The 17,170-nt window shown below is 62.1% G+C and carries 14 protein-coding genes and 1 pseudogene; 7 read left to right on the top strand and 8 right to left on the bottom strand.

The genetic code is table 11. The annotated features are described in order from the left end of the window. Both Q363_RS42720 and Q363_RS35955 read left to right on the top strand, forming a co-directional pair. Positions 1-246: pseudogene (locus tag Q363_RS42720) on the top strand (IS701 family transposase); the annotation flags it as partial. Between the two features lie 112 nt (positions 247-358). Then, complete coding sequence (locus Q363_RS35955) at positions 359-901, top strand: serine hydrolase (RefSeq protein ID WP_051978599.1); 543 nt, start codon at positions 359-361, stop codon at positions 899-901. 382 nt (positions 902-1,283) lie between these two features. Here Q363_RS35955 and Q363_RS09630 read toward each other — a convergent pair whose 3' ends face one another. Both Q363_RS09630 and Q363_RS09625 read right to left on the bottom strand, forming a co-directional pair. Beyond that, positions 1,284-1,661, bottom strand: a complete 378-nt coding sequence (locus tag Q363_RS09630) for a VOC family protein (RefSeq protein WP_035349607.1) — start codon at positions 1,659-1,661, stop codon at positions 1,284-1,286. A gap of 167 nt (positions 1,662-1,828) precedes the next feature. After that, positions 1,829-2,344, bottom strand: a complete 516-nt coding sequence (locus Q363_RS09625; RefSeq protein WP_035349575.1) for a GNAT family N-acetyltransferase — start codon at positions 2,342-2,344, stop codon at positions 1,829-1,831. A gap of 38 nt (positions 2,345-2,382) precedes the next feature. Between Q363_RS09625 and Q363_RS09620 the strand changes: the two genes are divergently transcribed. Continuing rightward, positions 2,383-3,327 (top strand): DUF72 domain-containing protein, encoded by a 945-nt coding sequence (locus Q363_RS09620; RefSeq protein ID WP_245632138.1) that lies wholly within the window; start codon positions 2,383-2,385, stop codon positions 3,325-3,327. A gap of 18 nt (positions 3,328-3,345) precedes the next feature. On the opposite strand, the gene Q363_RS09615 is transcribed toward Q363_RS09620, so the two are convergent. Then, a complete protein-coding gene (locus Q363_RS09615) occupies positions 3,346-4,629 on the bottom strand; it encodes a flavin monoamine oxidase family protein (RefSeq protein ID WP_035349573.1) in 1,284 nt (427 codons plus the stop codon). Positions 4,630-4,656: 27 nt separating this feature from the next. Further along, positions 4,657-6,096: a CCA tRNA nucleotidyltransferase gene (locus tag Q363_RS09610; protein ID WP_035349572.1), complete on the bottom strand. Its 1,440-nt coding sequence runs from the start codon at positions 6,094-6,096 to the stop codon at positions 4,657-4,659. Positions 6,097-6,117: 21 nt separating this feature from the next. Between Q363_RS09610 and tsaD the strand changes: the two genes are divergently transcribed. Then, complete coding sequence (tsaD, locus tag Q363_RS09605; protein ID WP_035349606.1) at positions 6,118-7,320, top strand: tRNA (adenosine(37)-N6)-threonylcarbamoyltransferase complex transferase subunit TsaD; 1,203 nt, start codon at positions 6,118-6,120, stop codon at positions 7,318-7,320. A 112-nt stretch (positions 7,321-7,432) separates the two neighbouring features. Then, complete coding sequence (cysS, locus tag Q363_RS09600; RefSeq protein ID WP_035349605.1) at positions 7,433-8,923, top strand: cysteine--tRNA ligase; 1,491 nt, start codon at positions 7,433-7,435, stop codon at positions 8,921-8,923. Positions 8,924-8,927: 4 nt separating this feature from the next. On the opposite strand, the gene Q363_RS09595 is transcribed toward cysS, so the two are convergent. Beyond that, positions 8,928-9,854 (bottom strand): DMT family transporter, encoded by a 927-nt coding sequence (locus Q363_RS09595; protein WP_051978598.1) that lies wholly within the window; start codon positions 9,852-9,854, stop codon positions 8,928-8,930. Between the two features lie 468 nt (positions 9,855-10,322). Between Q363_RS09595 and Q363_RS09590 the strand changes: the two genes are divergently transcribed. Further along, on the top strand, positions 10,323-11,711 hold the full coding sequence (locus Q363_RS09590; protein ID WP_035349571.1) for an acetyl ornithine aminotransferase family protein: 1,389 nt from the start codon (positions 10,323-10,325) through the stop codon (positions 11,709-11,711). Between the two features lie 58 nt (positions 11,712-11,769). Here Q363_RS09590 and Q363_RS09585 read toward each other — a convergent pair whose 3' ends face one another. From Q363_RS09585 to Q363_RS09575, 3 genes are all read right to left on the bottom strand, one after another. Then, entirely contained in the window at positions 11,770-12,213 is a 444-nt protein-coding gene (locus Q363_RS09585; RefSeq protein ID WP_035349570.1) for a MerC domain-containing protein, read from the bottom strand. Between the two features lie 92 nt (positions 12,214-12,305). Next, positions 12,306-15,041, bottom strand: a complete 2,736-nt coding sequence (locus Q363_RS09580) for a TonB-dependent receptor (RefSeq protein WP_035349569.1) — start codon at positions 15,039-15,041, stop codon at positions 12,306-12,308. A gap of 137 nt (positions 15,042-15,178) precedes the next feature. Continuing rightward, positions 15,179-15,532 carry a hypothetical protein gene (locus Q363_RS09575; protein ID WP_035349568.1) on the bottom strand — a complete coding sequence of 118 codons (354 nt, stop codon included), beginning with the start codon at positions 15,530-15,532 and terminating at the stop codon, positions 15,179-15,181. 119 nt (positions 15,533-15,651) lie between these two features. Between Q363_RS09575 and Q363_RS09570 the strand changes: the two genes are divergently transcribed. After that, positions 15,652-16,695, top strand: coding sequence for a hypothetical protein (locus Q363_RS09570; protein WP_084080188.1), 1,044 nt, complete (start codon positions 15,652-15,654; stop codon positions 16,693-16,695). Positions 16,696-17,170 lie beyond the last annotated feature (475 nt).

The following is a 17,170-nucleotide window of genomic DNA, read 5'->3' as shown; positions in this document are numbered from 1 at the left end:
CGCGACTACGAGGAACTGAAGCAGGAACTTGGCCTGGGACATTTCGAAGGCCGGAACTGGCGCGGGTTTCATCATCATGCAACTCTATCGATCGCTGCCTATAGCTTCCTGGTTCTGGAGCGGTGCCTTTTTCCCCCCTCAAGCAACTCGTGGCCAATCAAAGCAGCCCACATCCAGATTCACATACCCCGCGTGCGATCCGACTACACGCCCAGAGGCGCTGCCCGTCCGCACAGAACGGCATAATCCTCAATCCATTACCACCCTGCGCCGACAGATCGCAACCCACCTTGCACGCTCTCTGCCCAGATGTCCCTGTTGTCTGCATCTACGTTTATAACACAGTAGTACTACGGCGATGATGGTTATCGTTCATGACAGAGTTCTGTTCCAGTACGGGGAGATCTCCCTCAACAGCAAGGTTGCGTCCGTTCGCAAGAGCATTTTGTCGATGCTGTATGGACCCTATGTAACAAGCGGAAAGGCCGATCTAAATAAGACGGTGAAAGAGCTTGGGCTCGAGGACAACCAGATATTTCTCCCGATAGAGGAGAAAGCGAGGTTGATTGATTTGCTAACGGCTCGTTCCGGTATCTATCTGCCGTCGGGGAATAAGAGTCTGGATGCTTTTGAACCTCGCCGCGGCTCAGTTCCTCCAAATACAACATGGGCCTATAACAACTGGGACTTCAATGCTGCCGGTGTGGCGTTTGAGAAGCTAACAGGGAAGAATATCTATGATGCCCTGGAGTCTGATCTTGCGCGACCGCTTGGCTTTCAAGACTTCAATCGCGAAATACAAAAAAATTCCTGCGCCTCCGTCGATACATCCGGAGTTTGCCATGTATCTTTCGACGCGAGATATGGCTCGGCTTGGACTGCTGATGCTTCATCGCGGTAAGTGGAATGGAAAGCAGCTGATCTCAGAAGACTGGTGCGGATGGACGACTTCGGTGACGACGCATTGGCAGGATCTCAATCCGGTCTGGCTGAAAAATCCCGACCAACCGGAGCGCTGGGGTTATGGGATGTCGTGGTGGGCATGGGATACGGGCGCGTATCCGGGGGATTGGTATGTAGGTCCGTGGCAAGGAGCTTATTCCGCGATGGGCACTGGAGGGCAGTTCATTACGGTATTTCCGGAGCTGGATATGGTGGTTGTCCACAAGGTGGATATCGACAGCGATCCGAAGGCAAATGAGTCACAGATGGCGTACGACGCCATTCTGGGGATGGTGATCGATTCGCGCTGTGCCGGTGCTTGCAAAGAAATAGAGAATGCACTAGGCGTGCTGGGAGATGGAGAGGATGTTGCCGTCGGGGTCTTTGAACCAAGCGACTTTGGCGGCGCCGTCGGGGGCGGACCAGATGCCGTTCGCGTCTTGTTCGAGGAAGGGGTAGCGCTCGAAGGTGATGCCGGCGGCGGCGAACTGGCTTGCGGTCGCTTCGATGTCGGGGACCTTCCAGCCGAGGATGGTGAAGGGCGAGGGGTTGAAGGCGTCCATGCGGGAGATGAGGATGTCGGTTTTGCCGGTGCGAATGGTGATGGCGAACTCGTCGTCGGAGACGAAGGTGAGGCCGAGGGTATCGACGTAGAAGCGGCGGGCTATTTCGGCGTCTACGGTGGGGATGAAGGCGAGGAGATCGGCCTGGGCGAGCATGTGTGCCTCCTTCGGATGTTTCCTCTTCGACAGGCAAACCGCAGGTCTCTTCGGCAGACTCAGGGCGGGCTCTTCGACTGCGTTTGACGCAAAAGGTCCAACTTCGCTCAGGATGAGATTCTTTTGGGGCAATAGCGCTTGTCGCTGGTTAGAGGTCGATTGCCAGTCTATAGGTCGAGTTGCCAGTCCTGCGAGACGAGGTCTTTGCCGAAGGCAGTGTAAGGCTTTTCGCGGAGGAGACGGTAGCCCTCCTGCTCGTAGAGGCGGCGGGCGGAGGTGAGGACGGAGTTGGTCCAGAGGGTGATGCGCCGGTAGCCGGCGGTGCGGGCGAACGCCGTGCATTGCTCGACGAGGGTGCGGCCGAGTCCGAGGCCTCGGGCGGCGGGGTCGACGAGGAGGAGGCGGAGGCGGGCGGTGGTGTTGGGGTCGGATTCGGCGTCGCGGACGAGGAAGACGCAGCCGAGGCGCTGGCCGTCGCGCTCGGCGATCCAGCAGCGCTCGCGGGCGGGGTCGAGGTGGTCGATGAAGTCGGCGGTGATGCGGGCGACGAGAGCCTCGAAGCGCTCGTCCCAGCCGTACTCCTGCGCGTAGAGGGTGCCGTGGCGCTCGACGACCCAGCCGATGTCGCCGGGGCGGTGGGAGCGGAGGGTGATGGGAGTTGGTTGGAGGTCGGTGATGGGCATGGCTGCTTTGTCTCTCAGGATAGAAGAGGTTTCAGCGCTTGAGCGAGCGGTACGGCAGAGAGGCGGTGGCAGCTCATCCAAAACGTATGGCCGCAGCGACGGGGCGAATCCGGATCGGAATTTCGGGATGGAGGTATGCGGGGTGGCGAGGGGTGTTCTATCCCAAGGGGCTGGCGCAGAGGCGGGAACTGGAGTTTGCGGCGTTGAAGTTCGATACGGTGGAGATCAACGGAACGTTCTACTCGTTGCAGCGGCCGGAAAGTTTTGCGGGTTGGACAGCCGAGACTCCGGTTGACTTTGTGTTTGCACTGAAGGGCTCGCGCTACATCACGCATATGCTGAAGCTGCGCGAGGCGAAGGTTCCGCTTGCGAACTTCTTTGGCAGCGGAATGCTGCGGCTGGGCGCGAAGCTTGGGCCGCTGCTGTGGCAGTTTCCTGCGCAGGTACGATTTGACCACGACCGTTTTGAGGCGTTCTTCCGGCTGCTGCCGCGAACGCATCGCGAGGCCGCGGCGCTGATGCGAAGGTATGCGACGCGCATGCGCGAGGACGCGAAGTTTCGTGTGAAGAAGGATGCTCCGCTGCGGCACTGCGTCGAGATTCGGCACGAGAGCTTTGTGGTGCCGGAGTTTGTGGAGCTGCTGCGCGAGCAGGATATCGGGCTGGTGGTGGCGGACACGGTTGATTGGCCGCTGCTGATGGATGTGAGCGCAGATTTTGTGTACTGCAGGCTGCACGGGTCGGAGCAGTTATATGCGAGCGGATACGAGGACGCTGCGCTGAACGAGTGGGCGGAGCGTGTGGTGACATGGGCGCGAGGTGGGCAGCCTCCGGGCAGGCGTGCGGATTCTGTGGATGCGGAGGGGCGGCCTCGCGATGTGTATGTGTACTTCGACAACGATGCCAAGGTGCGCGCGCCGTTTGATGCTCTGGGCTTGAGGGACCGCGTGGATCGATTGCTGGCGCAGAGCACCGCGGCTTAGGTGTGGAGGTCGGGGAGGCTAGGTACGGAGGTCGATGATCTGCTGCGCGGCGCGCAGTCCGGAGCGCATGGCGGCGTGGACGGTTCCCCAGTGGCCGGTGGTGTCGGTGTGCTCGCCGGCGAAGAAGAGGGTGTTGGCGACGGGTTGGGTGAGGAGGCGCGGAGCGTCGAGGCCTCCGGCGGCGACGTAGCTGTAGGCGCCGAGGGAGAAGGGATCGTTGCGCCAGTCGTGGGAGTAGCAGTCGAGGAGGAGATCGCAAAGCTGCGCGGTGCGGAGGCCGAAGATGTGCGCGAGCGTGGAGCAGGCGCGGTCGGCGAGCGCGGAGGAGGAGAGGATGGCCAGCGCGGCGGAGCGTGGGCCACCGACCCAGCCGGTGAGCAGAGGGCTGGGGTGCGGGTGGGTGGTCCACCAGACGGGAGGCATCTCGCCGAAGCTGAAGAGGAAGCTGAGGTCTTCGAACTTCGCGGGAGGCAGGTTCTTCCAGAAGGGATCGCGGAAGCGGAGCGTGATGCGAAAGGCGTTGCCCATGCGGAGCTGCGAGGCGGCGCTGAGGATGGCGTCGGGGCGCGGCTCGATGGCGAGGGTGCCGTGCTGGAGGACGCTGAGTGGGATGGTGATGATGGCTTGTTGCGCGGCTACGATGTGGGTGTCGGTGGTGGCCTCGACGCGGCCGGAACTCCAGCGCAGATGGCGAACGGGTGTGTCGAGGTGAATAGTAGAGCCGTAGTCGCGGATGCGTTTTGCGAGGTGATTGGGGAGTTGATCGTAGCCGCCGCCCACGTAGAAGGCGCGGTCGCCTTCGATGGATTCCTCGGCCTTCTGTTGCAGACCGAGAGAGGCGGCGCTGATCTGGCTGGCGTCGGCGGCGTTGAAGCCTTCGACGAAGCTGCGGGCTGAGATGCGCTCGGAGTCGGTGGCCTTGAGAGTGGAGAGGTACTGGGTAAAGCTTACGTCGGGGCCGGTAAAGTCTTCGAGGCCTTCGAGGAGGTGGAAGGCGCGGTCATCTTCGTTGCACGGTGCGAGCGAACCGTTGGTAAAGCAGGCTGTGGTGCCGTCGCGCTCGTAGGTCTCGAGGCCGGTCTCGGCGATGAGGGCCCATAGCTCCGGCGGGCGGCCGTGGATGAACTCGGCGCCGAGCTCGATGGTGTCGTCGCCGATGCGCTGGGTGAGGATGCGGCCGCCGACGCGGTTGTGGGCCTCGATGAGGGTGACGGAGACGCCGGCTTCGGCGAGCGCGCGGGCGGCGGTGAGGCCGGCCATGCCTGCACCGATGACGAGGACTTCGGGAGGGGACGATTTCATTGAGCGTTAGATGCGTTGGGTTGTGGCTTAGCTCGAAGGTTTCAGTGCGACGCCGAATCTTTCCTGGACGAAGCGTAGGGCCTCGGCTTCGGTGGTGACGAGGCCTTCGAGTTGCGCGTCTTCGGCGGCTTCGAGCATCTTTTTGAAGCGCGGACCGGGCTGGTAGCCGGCGGCGATGAGCTCGCGGCCGGTGAGGAGCGGCTTTGGCAGGAGAGCCTCGATTGGCGCGGTCTCGTATCTCTGCTTCGCGAAGTCGTACAGGCTGAGGTCGGCGTGCGAGGAGAGGCAGTCGATGCGGTGGAGCGCGAGGTGCTCGTCGAAGTGAGGGAGGCGGAGGAAGCGCTTGAGGGTGGACTCGCGCATGTGCATGATGTCGGCGAAGCGCATGTGGTTTTTGACGAGTGCAACGATCTGCTCGGACTCGTCGTTGGAGAAGTGCAGGCGGTGAAGGATATGTTCGGCGATGCGGACGCCGACCTCGACGTGGCCGTTGAAGCGGATGCGGTCGTTGGGATTGGCGGGGTCGGGTGGGCGGAAGGTGGCGGGCTTGCCGACGTCGTGAAGGAGCGATCCCCAGGCGAGCGTGGGTGAGGCGTCGACGGGGAGTTTTTCGAGCAGGAGCATGGTGTGGATCCAGACGTCGCCTTCGGGGTGGTACTCGGGCGGCTGCTGGACGCCGTGGAGTCTGGTGATCTCGGGGAGGATGTGGGGCAGGAGGCCGAGGGAGTCGAGCAGCTCGAAGCCGGGACGTGCGCCGCCTTCGGTGAGGATGAGGGTGATCTCGTCGCGGATGCGCTCGGGGCTGACGACGGTGATCTCGGAGGCGAGTTGTCGGATGGCGGCGGCGGTGGCGGGTTCGATGGCGAAGTTGAGGCGCGCGGCGAAGCGCACGGCGCGCAGCATACGGAGCTTGTCTTCTGCAAAGCGCTGTGCGGGGTCGCCGATGGCGCGGATGATGCGGGCGGCGAGGTCTTCGCGTCCGTGGACGTAGTCGAGCGTGGCCTGGGCGGCATTGCCGGTGCGGTCGTAGACGGCGGGGTCGAGCAGCATGCCGTTGATGGTGAAGTCGCGGCGGAGGACGTCTTCGCGGGGCGAGGAGGAGAACTCGACGGTGTCGGGACGGCGGCCGTCGGAGTAGGAGCCGTCGTGGCGGAAGGTGGCGATCTCGGTGGAGATGCTGTTTGGTTCGCTGTCGTTTGGCTCCCCGTTGTTTGGCTCACAGATGAGCACGACGCCGAAGTGTGCGCCGACGGTCAGGGCTTTTTTGTCGGGGAAGAGTTGGAGGACAGCTTCGGGGGTGGCGCTGGTGGCTACGTCGTAGTCCTTGGGTTCGAGGCCGAGGAGGAGGTCGCGCACGCAGCCACCGGCGAGATAGGCGTCGTAGCCGGCGGAACGCAGAGTCGCGGCGATGCCGCGGGCTGCGCGGTAGCCTGGGTTTGAAGATACGGGAGTCGCTTGCTCGGCCATCTCAGTCTTTATGATAAAGAGATGCGGGAGAGAGCGGGCACAGGGCTGATTCTGGCGATCGAGAGCTCGTGCGACGAGACGGCGGCGGCGGTGGTGCGCGGCGGCAGGGAGGCGCTGTCGAATGTGGTAGCGTCGCAGATTAATCTGCATGCGAACTATGGTGGCGTGGTTCCGGAGCTGGCGTCGCGTGAGCATCTGCGGAATATTGTGCCGGTGGTGCGAGAGGCGATGAGCCGCGCGGGCGTTCAATTTGATGATCTGGATGCAGTGGCGGTGACGGAGGGGCCGGGGCTCGCGGGCGCGCTGCTGGTGGGGATTACGTATGCGAAGGCGCTGACGCTGGGGCTGGATAAGCCCTTGATTGGGGTGAATCATCTGGAGGGTCATATTCATGCGGTGCTGATGGAGGCGAGTCAGCAAGTCAGCGAGTCAGCAAGTCAGCGAGTCAGCGAGTCAGTGGGTCAGCGGGTTGGCGGTGAGGCTCCGCTGCTGGCGCTTGTGGTTTCGGGTGGGCATACGCATTTGTATCTGGCTGAGAGCAGCGAGGGGGTGTGGCGGTACCGCAATGTGGGGCGCACGGTGGACGATGCTGCGGGCGAGGCGTATGACAAGGTGGCGAAGCTGCTGGGGCTGGGGTATCCGGGAGGCCCGTGGATCGATGCTCTGGCGCGGCGCGGGAATCCTCGCGCGGTGCCGTTCCGGTTTCAGCCGATCAAGCATCGCGGAGGTGCGCACGACGTGGATGGCGCGCCGAGCTTTGATTTTTCGTTCAGCGGGATCAAGACGGCGGTGTTGCGGTATATCGAGACGAACCACATGCGCGAGAGCGTGGAGGCGCGGAGGACGGCTTTGGCAAAGCATCCAGAGTGGAAGCCGGGTTCGGATGAGGCTGCGGGGCTATGCGATGAGCAGACGCTGGATATGATTGCGTCGTTTCAGTATGCGGTGGTGGGGAATCTTCTTCGACAGGCCTTTGGTGCGGCTGAGGCGTTTGGGGCGCGGGGGATGGTGGTCTCGGGCGGTGTGGCGGCGAACAGCGAGCTGCGGCGGAGGTTTCAGGCGGAGGCGGATAAGCGCGGGTTGCCGGTGGCGTTTCCTTCGCTGGCCTTGTCTACGGACAATGCGGCGATGATTGCCGCTGCGGCGTGGCCGAAGTTTGTGGCGGGCGAGGTGGCTTCGGATGCGCTGGGGGCGACTCCGCAGCTGCGGCTTGGTGGCAGCTAGAGGGGAGAAATCGCCGGTCATCGGCTAAAATCGACAAGGAAATTCTTGCGAGAGAGAGTCTGCACCGTGCTACGTGCTCGGCTGCGACAGGATAGAGACGCACGTGGCAACGATGGAACTCTTCAACACCCTGGGCGACAAGGTTGAGACGCTGGCGCCGGTTGGCGCGCCGGAGCTGCGAATGTACTGCTGTGGCCCAACCGTCTACGACTACGGCCACATCGGCAACTTCAGAACGTTCCTGCACGTGGATGTGCTGCGACGTTTCCTGCGGCAGCAGGGCATGACGGTGAAGTACGTGATGAACGTGACTGACGTCGACGACAAGATCATTCGCAACGCCGCGGCGGCGGGCAAGAAGATCGCCGAGTATACGGCGAAGTACGAGCAGGCTTTTTTTGAAGATGTCGATGCGCTGGGGATCGAGCGGCCGGAGCAGGTGGCGAAGGCGACCAATTGCATTCCGGACATGGTGGGGTTGATCGAGAAGCTCGCCGCGCAGGACATCGCGTACAAGGCGGAGGATGGCAGCTGGTACTTCCGCATTGCGCGGTTTCCGGAGTACGGCAAGTTGTCGCGCAAGGACTTCGAGGGCATCGAGGACGGCGCGCGCGTCGATATTGATGAGTACGAGAAGGATGCGGCGCGTGACTTCGCGCTGTGGAAGGCGTGTAAGCCCGGTGAGCAGAGCTGGGAAACGGCGCTGGGATGCGGGCGGCCGGGCTGGCACATCGAGTGCTCGGCGATGGCGACGAAGTTTCTGGGCGAGACGTTCGACCTGCACTGCGGCGGCGAGGACCTGATGTTCCCGCATCACGAGAACGAGATTGCGCAGTCGGAGTCGGCGACGGGGGAGGCGTTTGCGCGGCACTGGATGCATGTGCGCTTCCTGCTGGTGGAGGGGCGCAAGATGTCGAAATCGGAGGGGAACTTCTACACGCTGCGCGACCTGCTGCTGAAGGGCTATCGCGCGTCGGCGATACGGTTCCTGCTGATCTCGGTGCCGTATCGCAACCAGATGAACTTCACGTTCGATTCGCTGACGGAGTCGACGAACGCGATCGAGCGGCTGCGGAACTTTCATCAACGCATGCTGAAGGGGCCGTGGCCCGAGGAGCTTCCGGAGGGCAAGGTGGTCATCGACAACCTGACCTTAGTGATTCATGAGGCTCGGGCGAAGTACACGGCGGCGCTGGCGAATGATCTGAATACGGCTGAGGCGCGCGCGGCGATCTTCGATATGGTTCGCGTGGTGAACAGCGCGGCGGATGCGGGCACGCTCAAGATGAGCGACGTGGATGAGGTACTGAAGGTGATGGAGCTGTTCGACGGCGTCTTCGCGGTGCTGAAGGACAACGACGCGGAGATTACGCGTGCGGCGCTGAAGTGGGCGGAGGCGGAGGGAAGGCTGGGCGAGGCTTCGCCGGAGCTGGTGGCGAATCTTTCGCTCTCGGACGCTGAGATTGATGCACTGGTGGCGGAGCGTACGCAGGCGAAGAAGACTCGCAACTTTGCCCGTGCCGATGCGATTCGCAATGACCTGCTGGCGAAGGGGATCCTGATCGAGGACTCGAAGGACGGGGTTCGCTGGCGGAGGAAGTAACGCGCTAGCCGGCATCGCAGGCGACCGTCTCCTTCGTCGCTTCCACCTTGATGGGTGTGGACGTCGAGGCGCGGTTCATCAGTGCAAGGCCGGCGATGACGATGAGCACGCCGAGGTAGGCGGTCCACAGGATGGGCTCGTGGGCGATGTATCCCCAGAAGAGTCCCCAGATCGGCAGCAGGTATGTGACGGCCGTAACGTGGGTGGATGGGATGCGACTTAGCAGATCGTAGTAGAGCAGGTAGGCGAGGCCGCTTCCGGCGACGCCGAGCAGGCTGGCGGCGGCGATAGAGCTGCGCGCGATTGTGCCGGGGTGCGGGCCGAATGTTGCGACGGGAAGGATCATGAGCCAGGCGAGCGTGAGCTGCGTGGTCGCGAGCCCGATGGGGTCGAGGCCTTTGAGGCGGTTCTTGGCGATGACGGTTGCGATGGCGTAGCCCAGGCTGGCGAGCACGATGTAGAGGACGCCGAGGAAGAATTGGCCTGTGCTGACGCTGCCGTGCTGTTCGCTGCCGTGGCTGAAGACGACGACCATGACTCCGGTGAAGCCGAGCAGGATGCCGGCGATGGTGTAGCGCGCGGGGCGGGTGCTCTGGACGCCGAGGGTGAGGAGCAGCGTCCAGATGGGCGTAGTGGCGTTGAGCACGGCGGCGATTCCGCTGGGAACGGTGCGTTCGCCGAGGGCGAAGAGGCAGAAGGGAATGGCGTTGTTGAAGAACGCCACCATCAGCAGAGGGATGATGAGTCGACGCGGAGGGAGCGAGCGCTTGCGTAGAAGAAGAACGCTCCAGAGGAAGGCGGCGCCGAAGCTGAGGCGCAGCAGCGCGACCCAGGGCGGCGGGAAGCTGCGGCCGGTGATTTCGATGAGGATGAAGGACGCTCCCCAGACGGCGGAGAGGAGGAGAAGCTGAAAGAGATCACGCCGGCTCATGCAAAACGGCTCCCGGAGGTCGAAAAGATCTGCTGCGACTGCGAGGCGAGGCAAACCAACAGATATTGCTGCGTTGCTTGTGCTTATGCGTGTTGGATGTGCACGCCGGCGGCGCGATTCTTTCTAAAATAGCTTCCTGATGTGTGGCGGAGAAAAGAGACTGGCGGAGCCAGACGATGCGCTCTGAGGCTATACTGCGCGTGTAGAGGACTCAGGTTATGCCGCCTAGCCTTACAGCTGCGGGTATTACGGCACGGTGCTCGTTCTGGATGCACCACACGGAGGCGGCTGATCTGCGTGCGCTTCCCGTGGTGCGCCGCCCTGGCCTCTTCGCCGACTAGTGACAGCTCTCCGCTCACAACTCAGGTCGATCCCTTCGCTGCGCGCTCGCCAGCAGCGTTGCCGCTCCATGCGCTGGGGCGGGGGGACGACGCGGTTTGAACGATGTTCCGCCGGAAGGAGACACCCATGAGCACCATGATGCAGGAAAGCATGCGCATTGCTACGGAAGCGGAGTTTGCGCAGTATGGTCCGAGGCTGAAGACTGCTCTGCCCGGGCCGCTGGCGAAGGCGGCGGCCGCCGCGGATGATCGCGTGATCTCGCCGAGCTACACGCGCAGCTATCCGCTGGTGGCGAAGTCGGGACGCGGCGTGCGCATTACGGACGTCGATGGAAATGAGTTTCTCGACTTTGCGGCGGGGATTGCGGTGAACTCGACCGGGCACTGTCATCCGGAGGTGGTGAAGGCGATTCAGGAACAGGCGGCGCAACTGATCCACATGTCGGGCACGGATTTTTACTACGAGAGCATGGTGAAGTTTGCAGAGCGGTTGTCGGCAGTGGCGCCGATGTGCGGGCCGCATCGGTTCTACTACGGCAACTCGGGAGCAGAGGCGGTGGAGTGCGCGTTGAAGCTGGCTCGCTATCACACGGGTCGGCAGAACATCATTGCGTTCCTTGGGGCGTTTCATGGAAGGACGATGGGAGCGCTGTCGCTTACGTCGTCGAAGCCGCAGCAGAAGCGGCGATTTGCGCCGTTCGTTCCGGGCGTGCAACACGTTCCGTATCCGCATGTGTATCGCGGATGCCGCGGCGGCGCGGAGGAGCAGGAGGCGTATGCGCTGGGCTGCGCGCGCTACATCGAGGAGAGGTTGTTCAGGACGATTCTTCCGCCCGAAGAGGTTGCGGCGATCATTCTTGAGCCGATTCAGGGTGAGGGTGGATACGTTGTTGCTCCGGATAACTTTCTGCGCGAGATACGAAGCATCTGCGACAGGCATGGCATTCTGCTGATCGCCGATGAGGTGCAGTCGGGCGCGGGGCGAACGGGTAAGTGGTGGGCGATGGAGCACACGGGCGTAGAGCCGGACATTGTGTGCAGCGCAAAGGGCATCGCCAGCGGCATGCCGCTGGGTGTCTGCATGGCGAAGGCGGAGATCATGGACTGGGTTCCGGGTTCGCATGCGAGCACGTTCGGCGGGAATCCTGTGGCGATTGCGGCGGCACTGGCGACGATGGATGTTCTGGAGCACGAAGGGATCGCGAACGCTGCGGCTGTGGGAACGACGATGATGGAGCGGCTGCGGTCGTGGATCGACCGCCATAACAATGTTGGCGACGTGCGTGGGCGGGGACTGATGATCGGCGTCGAGCTGGTGAAGGACAAGCAGACACGTGAGCCGGCTGGAAAGCTGCGCGATCGTGTCGTCGATCTGGCCTTCGAGCGCGGCCTGCTGATTCTTGGCTGCGGCGAGTCTACGATACGGCTGTGTCCGCCGTTGATTGTGAACCAGCACGAGGCGGATATTGCGCTCGACATCCTGGAGGAGTGCCTGCCGCTTGCTGCGAAGAGCTAATGCAGGGCGAAGGAGAAGAGGAGGCGGCGTGTGGCCATGCGCTCCTCCTTCGAGTCGTTTAGCTGAGGCTCGTTGAATGACAGGCTACGGAGTTAGTGCAGGTTTTGCACTGGCGGCAGAAACTGCGGTTCAGCAGGTGGGCTGTGACTAGCATCAGCGAACCTGGGATGCTGAGCGCTAGTTCGGTTGTGCGGCTCATCGCTTCCGCTGTCCACGCCACGGTGAGAATGAGCGAGATGCCTGCGCCGATGAGCACGAGAAGGGACTTGCGGCGATGGATGCGGTAGCCCGGAACGAAGGCTACCGCTCCCAGCAGAACGATTCCAACGGCCAGCGCGCGGTGAATCCTTGCGTCGCCGGGAAGATACGGGATGACGTCGGGGAAGAGGCTGATGACGAGCGGCGTCAGCAGGCAGTGAACGAGGCAGATGCCGGAGGCTGTGGCTCCGGCGAGATCGGCATGACGGCGCAGATGCGCTGTCGATGAAACAAAGGTACCCATCGTCGAAATCCTTGAAGTGTTCCGTGGAACGCTCTATGAATCGAAGAGGCGCAGACCGGTGTTCCTGTCTGCGCCTCTTCGCATTCGGATGATTAGAAGCTGAAGCTGACCTCTCCGGTGAACGCGCGTGGGGTCACGTAGTGCGTTCCCGAGAACGTGGAGAGGAAGTTGTAGAGCGCGTACTTGTTGGTGACATTGACGGCGGTCAGGCGCAGGCCGACCTTGCGCTTGTCGCCGTGGAAGAGGTTGTCCTCGCCGATGGCGAGGTCGAAGAGGCTGCGCGGCTGGACGCGCGGCGGATTGTGGTCGTCGTTGCCGGTGTTGGCAGCAGGGATGTGAAGCAGGCTGGAGGTGAGCTGCGAGGCAGCGCAGATGTCGGGCAGCGCGCTGGTTGGTGTTGCGCGAACGCCTCCGCAGGCGAGGCCGGCCTGGAACTGCTGGTCGGCGGTGAAGCTGCTGAGGCTGATTGCGGGCTGGCCGTTGATGGTGAGCGGGTTGCCGATCGCGTCGAAGGAGAAGCCGGCGCATCCGCTGTTTGGGTCGGTGACGTTGTAGCAGGGAGTTGCGCCTGCCACGAGGCCGCTGTCGTAGCGCCAGTTGAAGCCGAGCCACGTGCTCTTGCGGAAGGGCAGAGCGTACTGGATGTGCGCGGTCTGGTTGAAGCGCTCGTCGTGGTCGATGCGGAACGGGAAGTTCGTGCCGGGCGTGCCAGGTGTTGCGCCAACGCCGCCGAGTTGCGGGAGGAAGAAGCGCGACGCGACCGACGACATCACGACGAAGGCACTGATGCCGTGCGTCTCAGGAACGTTGGCGCGAAGGGCAAAGCCGGGGATCTTCGAGTTTTTCCAGGCGATGGGGAAGGTGATGGGCGTGGCGCCGAAGACCGAGAAGTCGTAGGCGTTGTGGGTGTACTTCCAGATGTACTCGGCGCTGACGACGAGGTGTTTGCTGAAGGCCTGCTGGAAGCCGGCGTGGAACTCGTTGCGCATGCCGGGATTGAAGGGCGCGGGCGTGCAGACGCCGAGGGTTTGGAAGATGCCCTGGATGACGGGGTCGTAGCAGCCGTTGACGGAGAGCACGAGGTTCTCGTTGAAGGGAGTCTCCTGCACGCGAGCGTAGGAGACGCGAAGGACGGTGTTGGTCTTCTTGATGTTGTAGGAGATGCCGACGCGGGGCTCGACCATGCGCTGCACCGCGAGGCCGTTGTAGAGGTCGCCGCGGATGCCGAGGTTCAGCAGCCAGTTGCCTTTGGTGATCTGGTCCTGCACGTAGAGCGCGAGCTGCTTGACGTCGGTCTGGCCGTGCCAGAAGTAGTTCTGGCCGCCGCGGGTGAGGTCGTACGGAAGGAGGACGGGATTGAAGGCGTCGTTTGCGGTAAGATTGGCGGCCGCACACTGTGCGGGATCGGTGAAACCATTCACCGGATTGCCGTCGGCATCGACGCATGGTGCGTTGAGCGCGGGATCGACGAGGCCGGTGTGCAGGTTTTCGCGCAGGAAGGTCTGCTGGTAGAGGATGCCGGCCTTCACGTTATGGATTCCCTTCGACCAGGTGAGATCGGCGTGCGCGCCGGTGTTGGTGAGGGTGCGGTACTGCTGCACGGTCTCTTGCTGGATGGGGCCGAGATCGGCGAGCGGGTTGTTGCTGGGGATGTAGTTGTAACCGTCGCGGCGGATGTATGCGCCGATGTTGGCGACGGTGTTCTCGTTGATGATGTGCGTCCAGGTGGGCGCGATGTTGTAGGTCTCGATCTTGGAGCGCTGGTCGGCGGCACCGACGGAGTTTCCGAACTGGTCGAAGACGTTTGACGTGTCGAAGGAGTTCGGCGTCTGGAACCAGGAGCGCGTGTACTGCAGGTTGGTGTGGATGGAGTCGGCGTCCTTGAACTGGTAGTCGATGCGGTCGAAGATGTTCTGCTGGTTGCCCTTGTCGTGCAGGGTCTGGAACTCGGGGCCGTCGAGGAAGCGTCCGGTGTTCAGGCCGCTGACTGCGACGAAGTTCCCCCAGTTCTGGCCGCCGTAGGCGAGGGTAGCGTCGAGGCTGGTGGTTCCGAAGGTTCCGTAGTCGAAGGCGATGGAGCCGTGCGGCGTGGTGACGCCTTGTCCGGAGCGCGTGGTGGCCTTGATGACGAGGCTGGTCTTGTCGCCGAACTCTGCCGGAGGCGCGCCGCCGATGACTTCGAGCGACTGAATTGCGTCTGAAGGTACCTGGTTGGAGAAGACCTTGCTCTGCTGGTCGGTGATGGGCTGGCCGTCGATCGAGAAGGAGTTCTCGGCGTGGTCGCCCATACCGTGGAATAGACCGTTGGAGTCAGCTGCAACGCCAGGCGAGGAGAGCGTGACGATGGAGCTGAGCGAGGAAGACTGGCTCTCGACGGGCATGCGATCGATGGTGGAGCGATCGACATCGGTGTGGAAGGTGGAGTCGTTCTCGATCAGGTCAGCGCCACTCTCAACGGTCACGGTGGTCGAGGTTTCGGCGACGCCGAGCTTGATTGGGGTGACGACGGGAACGATGCTGTCTACGTTGACGGACTTGATGGTTGTTGCGAATCCCTGCATCGTGACGGTGACGCGGTAGGGATTGAAGGGAACGTTGTAGAAGCGGAACTGTCCGGTGCTGTCGGTCGTCGCGGTGCGCTTGTAACCGGTGACATGATTGGCGATCTCAACGGTTGCGTTGGGAACGAGTGCTCCGCTGGGATCGGTGATGGTTCCGGAGACGGTTCCGGAGTTGCTCTGGTAGGCGCCGGCGCATGGGACGAGCGCGGCGGCAAAGACCAGGAAGAAGACGAATGAGAGAAGTCGTAAAGAGACGGGCCTGCGCATGAAGGAAAACTCCTGTCGAACTGGAAGAAGAGCGACCTGCTTGGAAAAGCGCGGATGCAGCAGAATAGACTGCGTGACAGGTAGTGAAATCTCTCCGGGAACGACCTCTTCCAGATGCTTCCAGTTACCTGCGGGAACTAGGCGTGGCTTCCCGCAGGTGGAGGACGACTGGCCATCTCAAAGCGCCAGTGGAAGATCCTGGCAGCTTCTGCGGCGACCGAGTCGAGGCGCTGCATCTGGAGCGTAGGCTCGGGTGCAAAGTGCTGCGGCACAGCGAGGGCCGAGTGCATCGCCACGCAGAGCGGGCAATGATCGTCAGGCGCCGGGCTGTTGTGGCCGGGATTCTGCTGCTTGAGGGCAGAGAACTCAGCGTGCGTATGCGAGACCTGCGCCGTGCTCATGACGGCGACGACCAGCACGCAGAACACCGCCAGCACACGCATCCAGATAGGACGGTGCTCGCGGAGTCCGAGCTGGAAGATACTCTGCATGTTAAAGCGGCTTTAATCTGGTTTAGCACAGCTGGGCTTGAGTGCCAAACCGACGTCTGCATCCCGTTCGAGCGAAAGCCGCGTCTAAACCACAGCTTACACTTGTGGAATCAGTCCGTATGGATAAGACGAAGCCGATGATCACAAAGTTTGCGCTCGTGTTGCTTTTGTTTGCCGGTGTGTCTGCGACACAGCAGGCGCAGCAGCCTCTGCCTTCGGCGGATGCGACCGCGCCGCATCGTACGCGGCTGATTATGAAGGACGGAAGCTACCAGATCGTGATGAGCTATCGCGTCGACGGCAAGATGGTCCGCTATGTCTCGGCCGAGCGCGGCGGCCAGGAGGAAGAGGTTCCGATTGAGCTGGTGGACTTCGAGGCGACGAAACGCTGGGAGCAGCGACACGCGGCTGCCAAGGAAGGCGAAGGTGCTGCGCCGACGATCGATCCGGAGCTGCTAAAGGAGGAGGCCGAGCGAGCGTCGCTGACTCCTGAGGTTGCGAAGGACCTGCGGCTTCCGGATCTCGATAACGTGCTGGCGCTCGATACGTATCGCGGCGATCCGCAGCTGGTTCCGCTGCCGCAGTCCGATGGCGAGCTGAACCACAATACGGCGCACAACATCCTGAAGGCGGTGGTGAATCCGCTGTCGAGCTCGCACCAACTGGTGCAGCTGAAGGGCGATCGCTCGGCGGTGCAGCTGCACGTCGATCAGCCGGTGATCTATGTGCGGATCGGCGAGGCGACGGCGACTCCGAGCGGCTCGACGCCGCTGACGGTGGACACGTACGGCGCCTCGCAGGCGATGACGGAGAAACATCCGGGCGATCCGCTGGCGAGCCGGTATGTGATTGTGCAGGCGGACGTTCGGACGAACTCGCGGATCGTTTCCAGTTTCAAGATCAGCGCGCTGGGCACGGTTCAGCAGCAGTCGGATGTGATCGCGACGACGACGGAGGTGCTTCCGGGCGGACACTGGATGAAGCTGACGCCGAAGCAGCCGCTGGGCTTTGGCGAGTATGCGCTGATGGAGGTTCTCTCGGACAAGGAGGTGAACCTCGGGGTCTGGGACTTCGGCGTTCATCCGACGGCTTCTGCGAACCGGGATGCGATTCTGCCGCAGCCGAAGCGGCCGTTTGCTCTGGCGCCCCGCAGGCCGGAGTAGCGTACCCCTCCCCCTTACCTTGTTTTGTAAGCCCTTTTTTTGTTTGTGTGTTTTATGCATTTTCTGCAGGGCAAAATATTGAAAACAAGCTGTTTAAGTATCAAAATATTGATTTCAAAAGAGATAAACCGAGGGGTTCTTATGCTCCTCGGCCTCTTTTCTTATCTATTTCCAGTTTAGTGAGATGAGGGTAATTAATCGGCGTTTTTTTGAAATTTATCTTTTGGGTATAAGTGATTTGGATTGTTTTAGTTATGTGATTTTTGAGTTGGCGTGTGGGCTTGACATCGGATTTTTTGGGTTGCTCGGAGCCGATTGCCCCGAGTCAACAAGTGCCCAAGGCTAAAAGCCCTTATTCTGACGCGGCATATAGAGGGCAAAGCCTGAAAGTAGAGGGCCAAGCCTTCAAGGGGGTACTGAAAAAGTGGCTCGCGAGCGAAAAGCGTGACCCCAGCGGCTAAAGCCGCATTCATAA

Origin of the sequence: Edaphobacter aggregans DSM 19364 (assembly GCF_000745965.1) — a bacterium.
Lineage (GTDB): Bacteria > Acidobacteriota > Terriglobia > Terriglobales > Acidobacteriaceae > Edaphobacter > Edaphobacter aggregans.
Note: the sequence above shows the minus strand (reverse complement) of the source record. Positions and strands in the feature narration are given on the sequence as shown.

Bases quoted from the DNA above. Each gene is read 5' to 3' on its own strand.
- Q363_RS35955 (WP_051978599.1), top strand. From the start codon at position 359: ATGATGGTTATCGTTCATGACAGAGTTCTGTTCCAGTACGGGGAGATC.
- Q363_RS09630 (WP_035349607.1), bottom strand. From the start codon at position 1,661: ATGCTCGCCCAGGCCGATCTCCTCGCCTTCATCCCCACCGTAGACGCC.
- Q363_RS09625 (WP_035349575.1), bottom strand. From the start codon at position 2,344: ATGCCCATCACCGACCTCCAACCAACTCCCATCACCCTCCGCTCCCAC.
- Q363_RS09615 (WP_035349573.1), bottom strand. From the start codon at position 4,629: ATGAAATCGTCCCCTCCCGAAGTCCTCGTCATCGGTGCAGGCATGGCC.
- Q363_RS09610 (WP_035349572.1), bottom strand. From the start codon at position 6,096: ATGGCCGAGCAAGCGACTCCCGTATCTTCAAACCCAGGCTACCGCGCA.
- tsaD (WP_035349606.1), top strand. From the start codon at position 6,118: ATGCGGGAGAGAGCGGGCACAGGGCTGATTCTGGCGATCGAGAGCTCG.
- cysS (WP_035349605.1), top strand. From the start codon at position 7,433: ATGGAACTCTTCAACACCCTGGGCGACAAGGTTGAGACGCTGGCGCCG.
- Q363_RS09595 (WP_051978598.1), bottom strand. From the start codon at position 9,854: ATGAGCCGGCGTGATCTCTTTCAGCTTCTCCTCCTCTCCGCCGTCTGG.
- Q363_RS09590 (WP_035349571.1), top strand. From the start codon at position 10,323: ATGAGCACCATGATGCAGGAAAGCATGCGCATTGCTACGGAAGCGGAG.
- Q363_RS09585 (WP_035349570.1), bottom strand. From the start codon at position 12,213: ATGGGTACCTTTGTTTCATCGACAGCGCATCTGCGCCGTCATGCCGAT.
- Q363_RS09580 (WP_035349569.1), bottom strand. From the start codon at position 15,041: ATGCGCAGGCCCGTCTCTTTACGACTTCTCTCATTCGTCTTCTTCCTG.
- Q363_RS09575 (WP_035349568.1), bottom strand. From the start codon at position 15,532: ATGCAGAGTATCTTCCAGCTCGGACTCCGCGAGCACCGTCCTATCTGG.
- Q363_RS09570 (WP_084080188.1), top strand. From the start codon at position 15,652: ATGGATAAGACGAAGCCGATGATCACAAAGTTTGCGCTCGTGTTGCTT.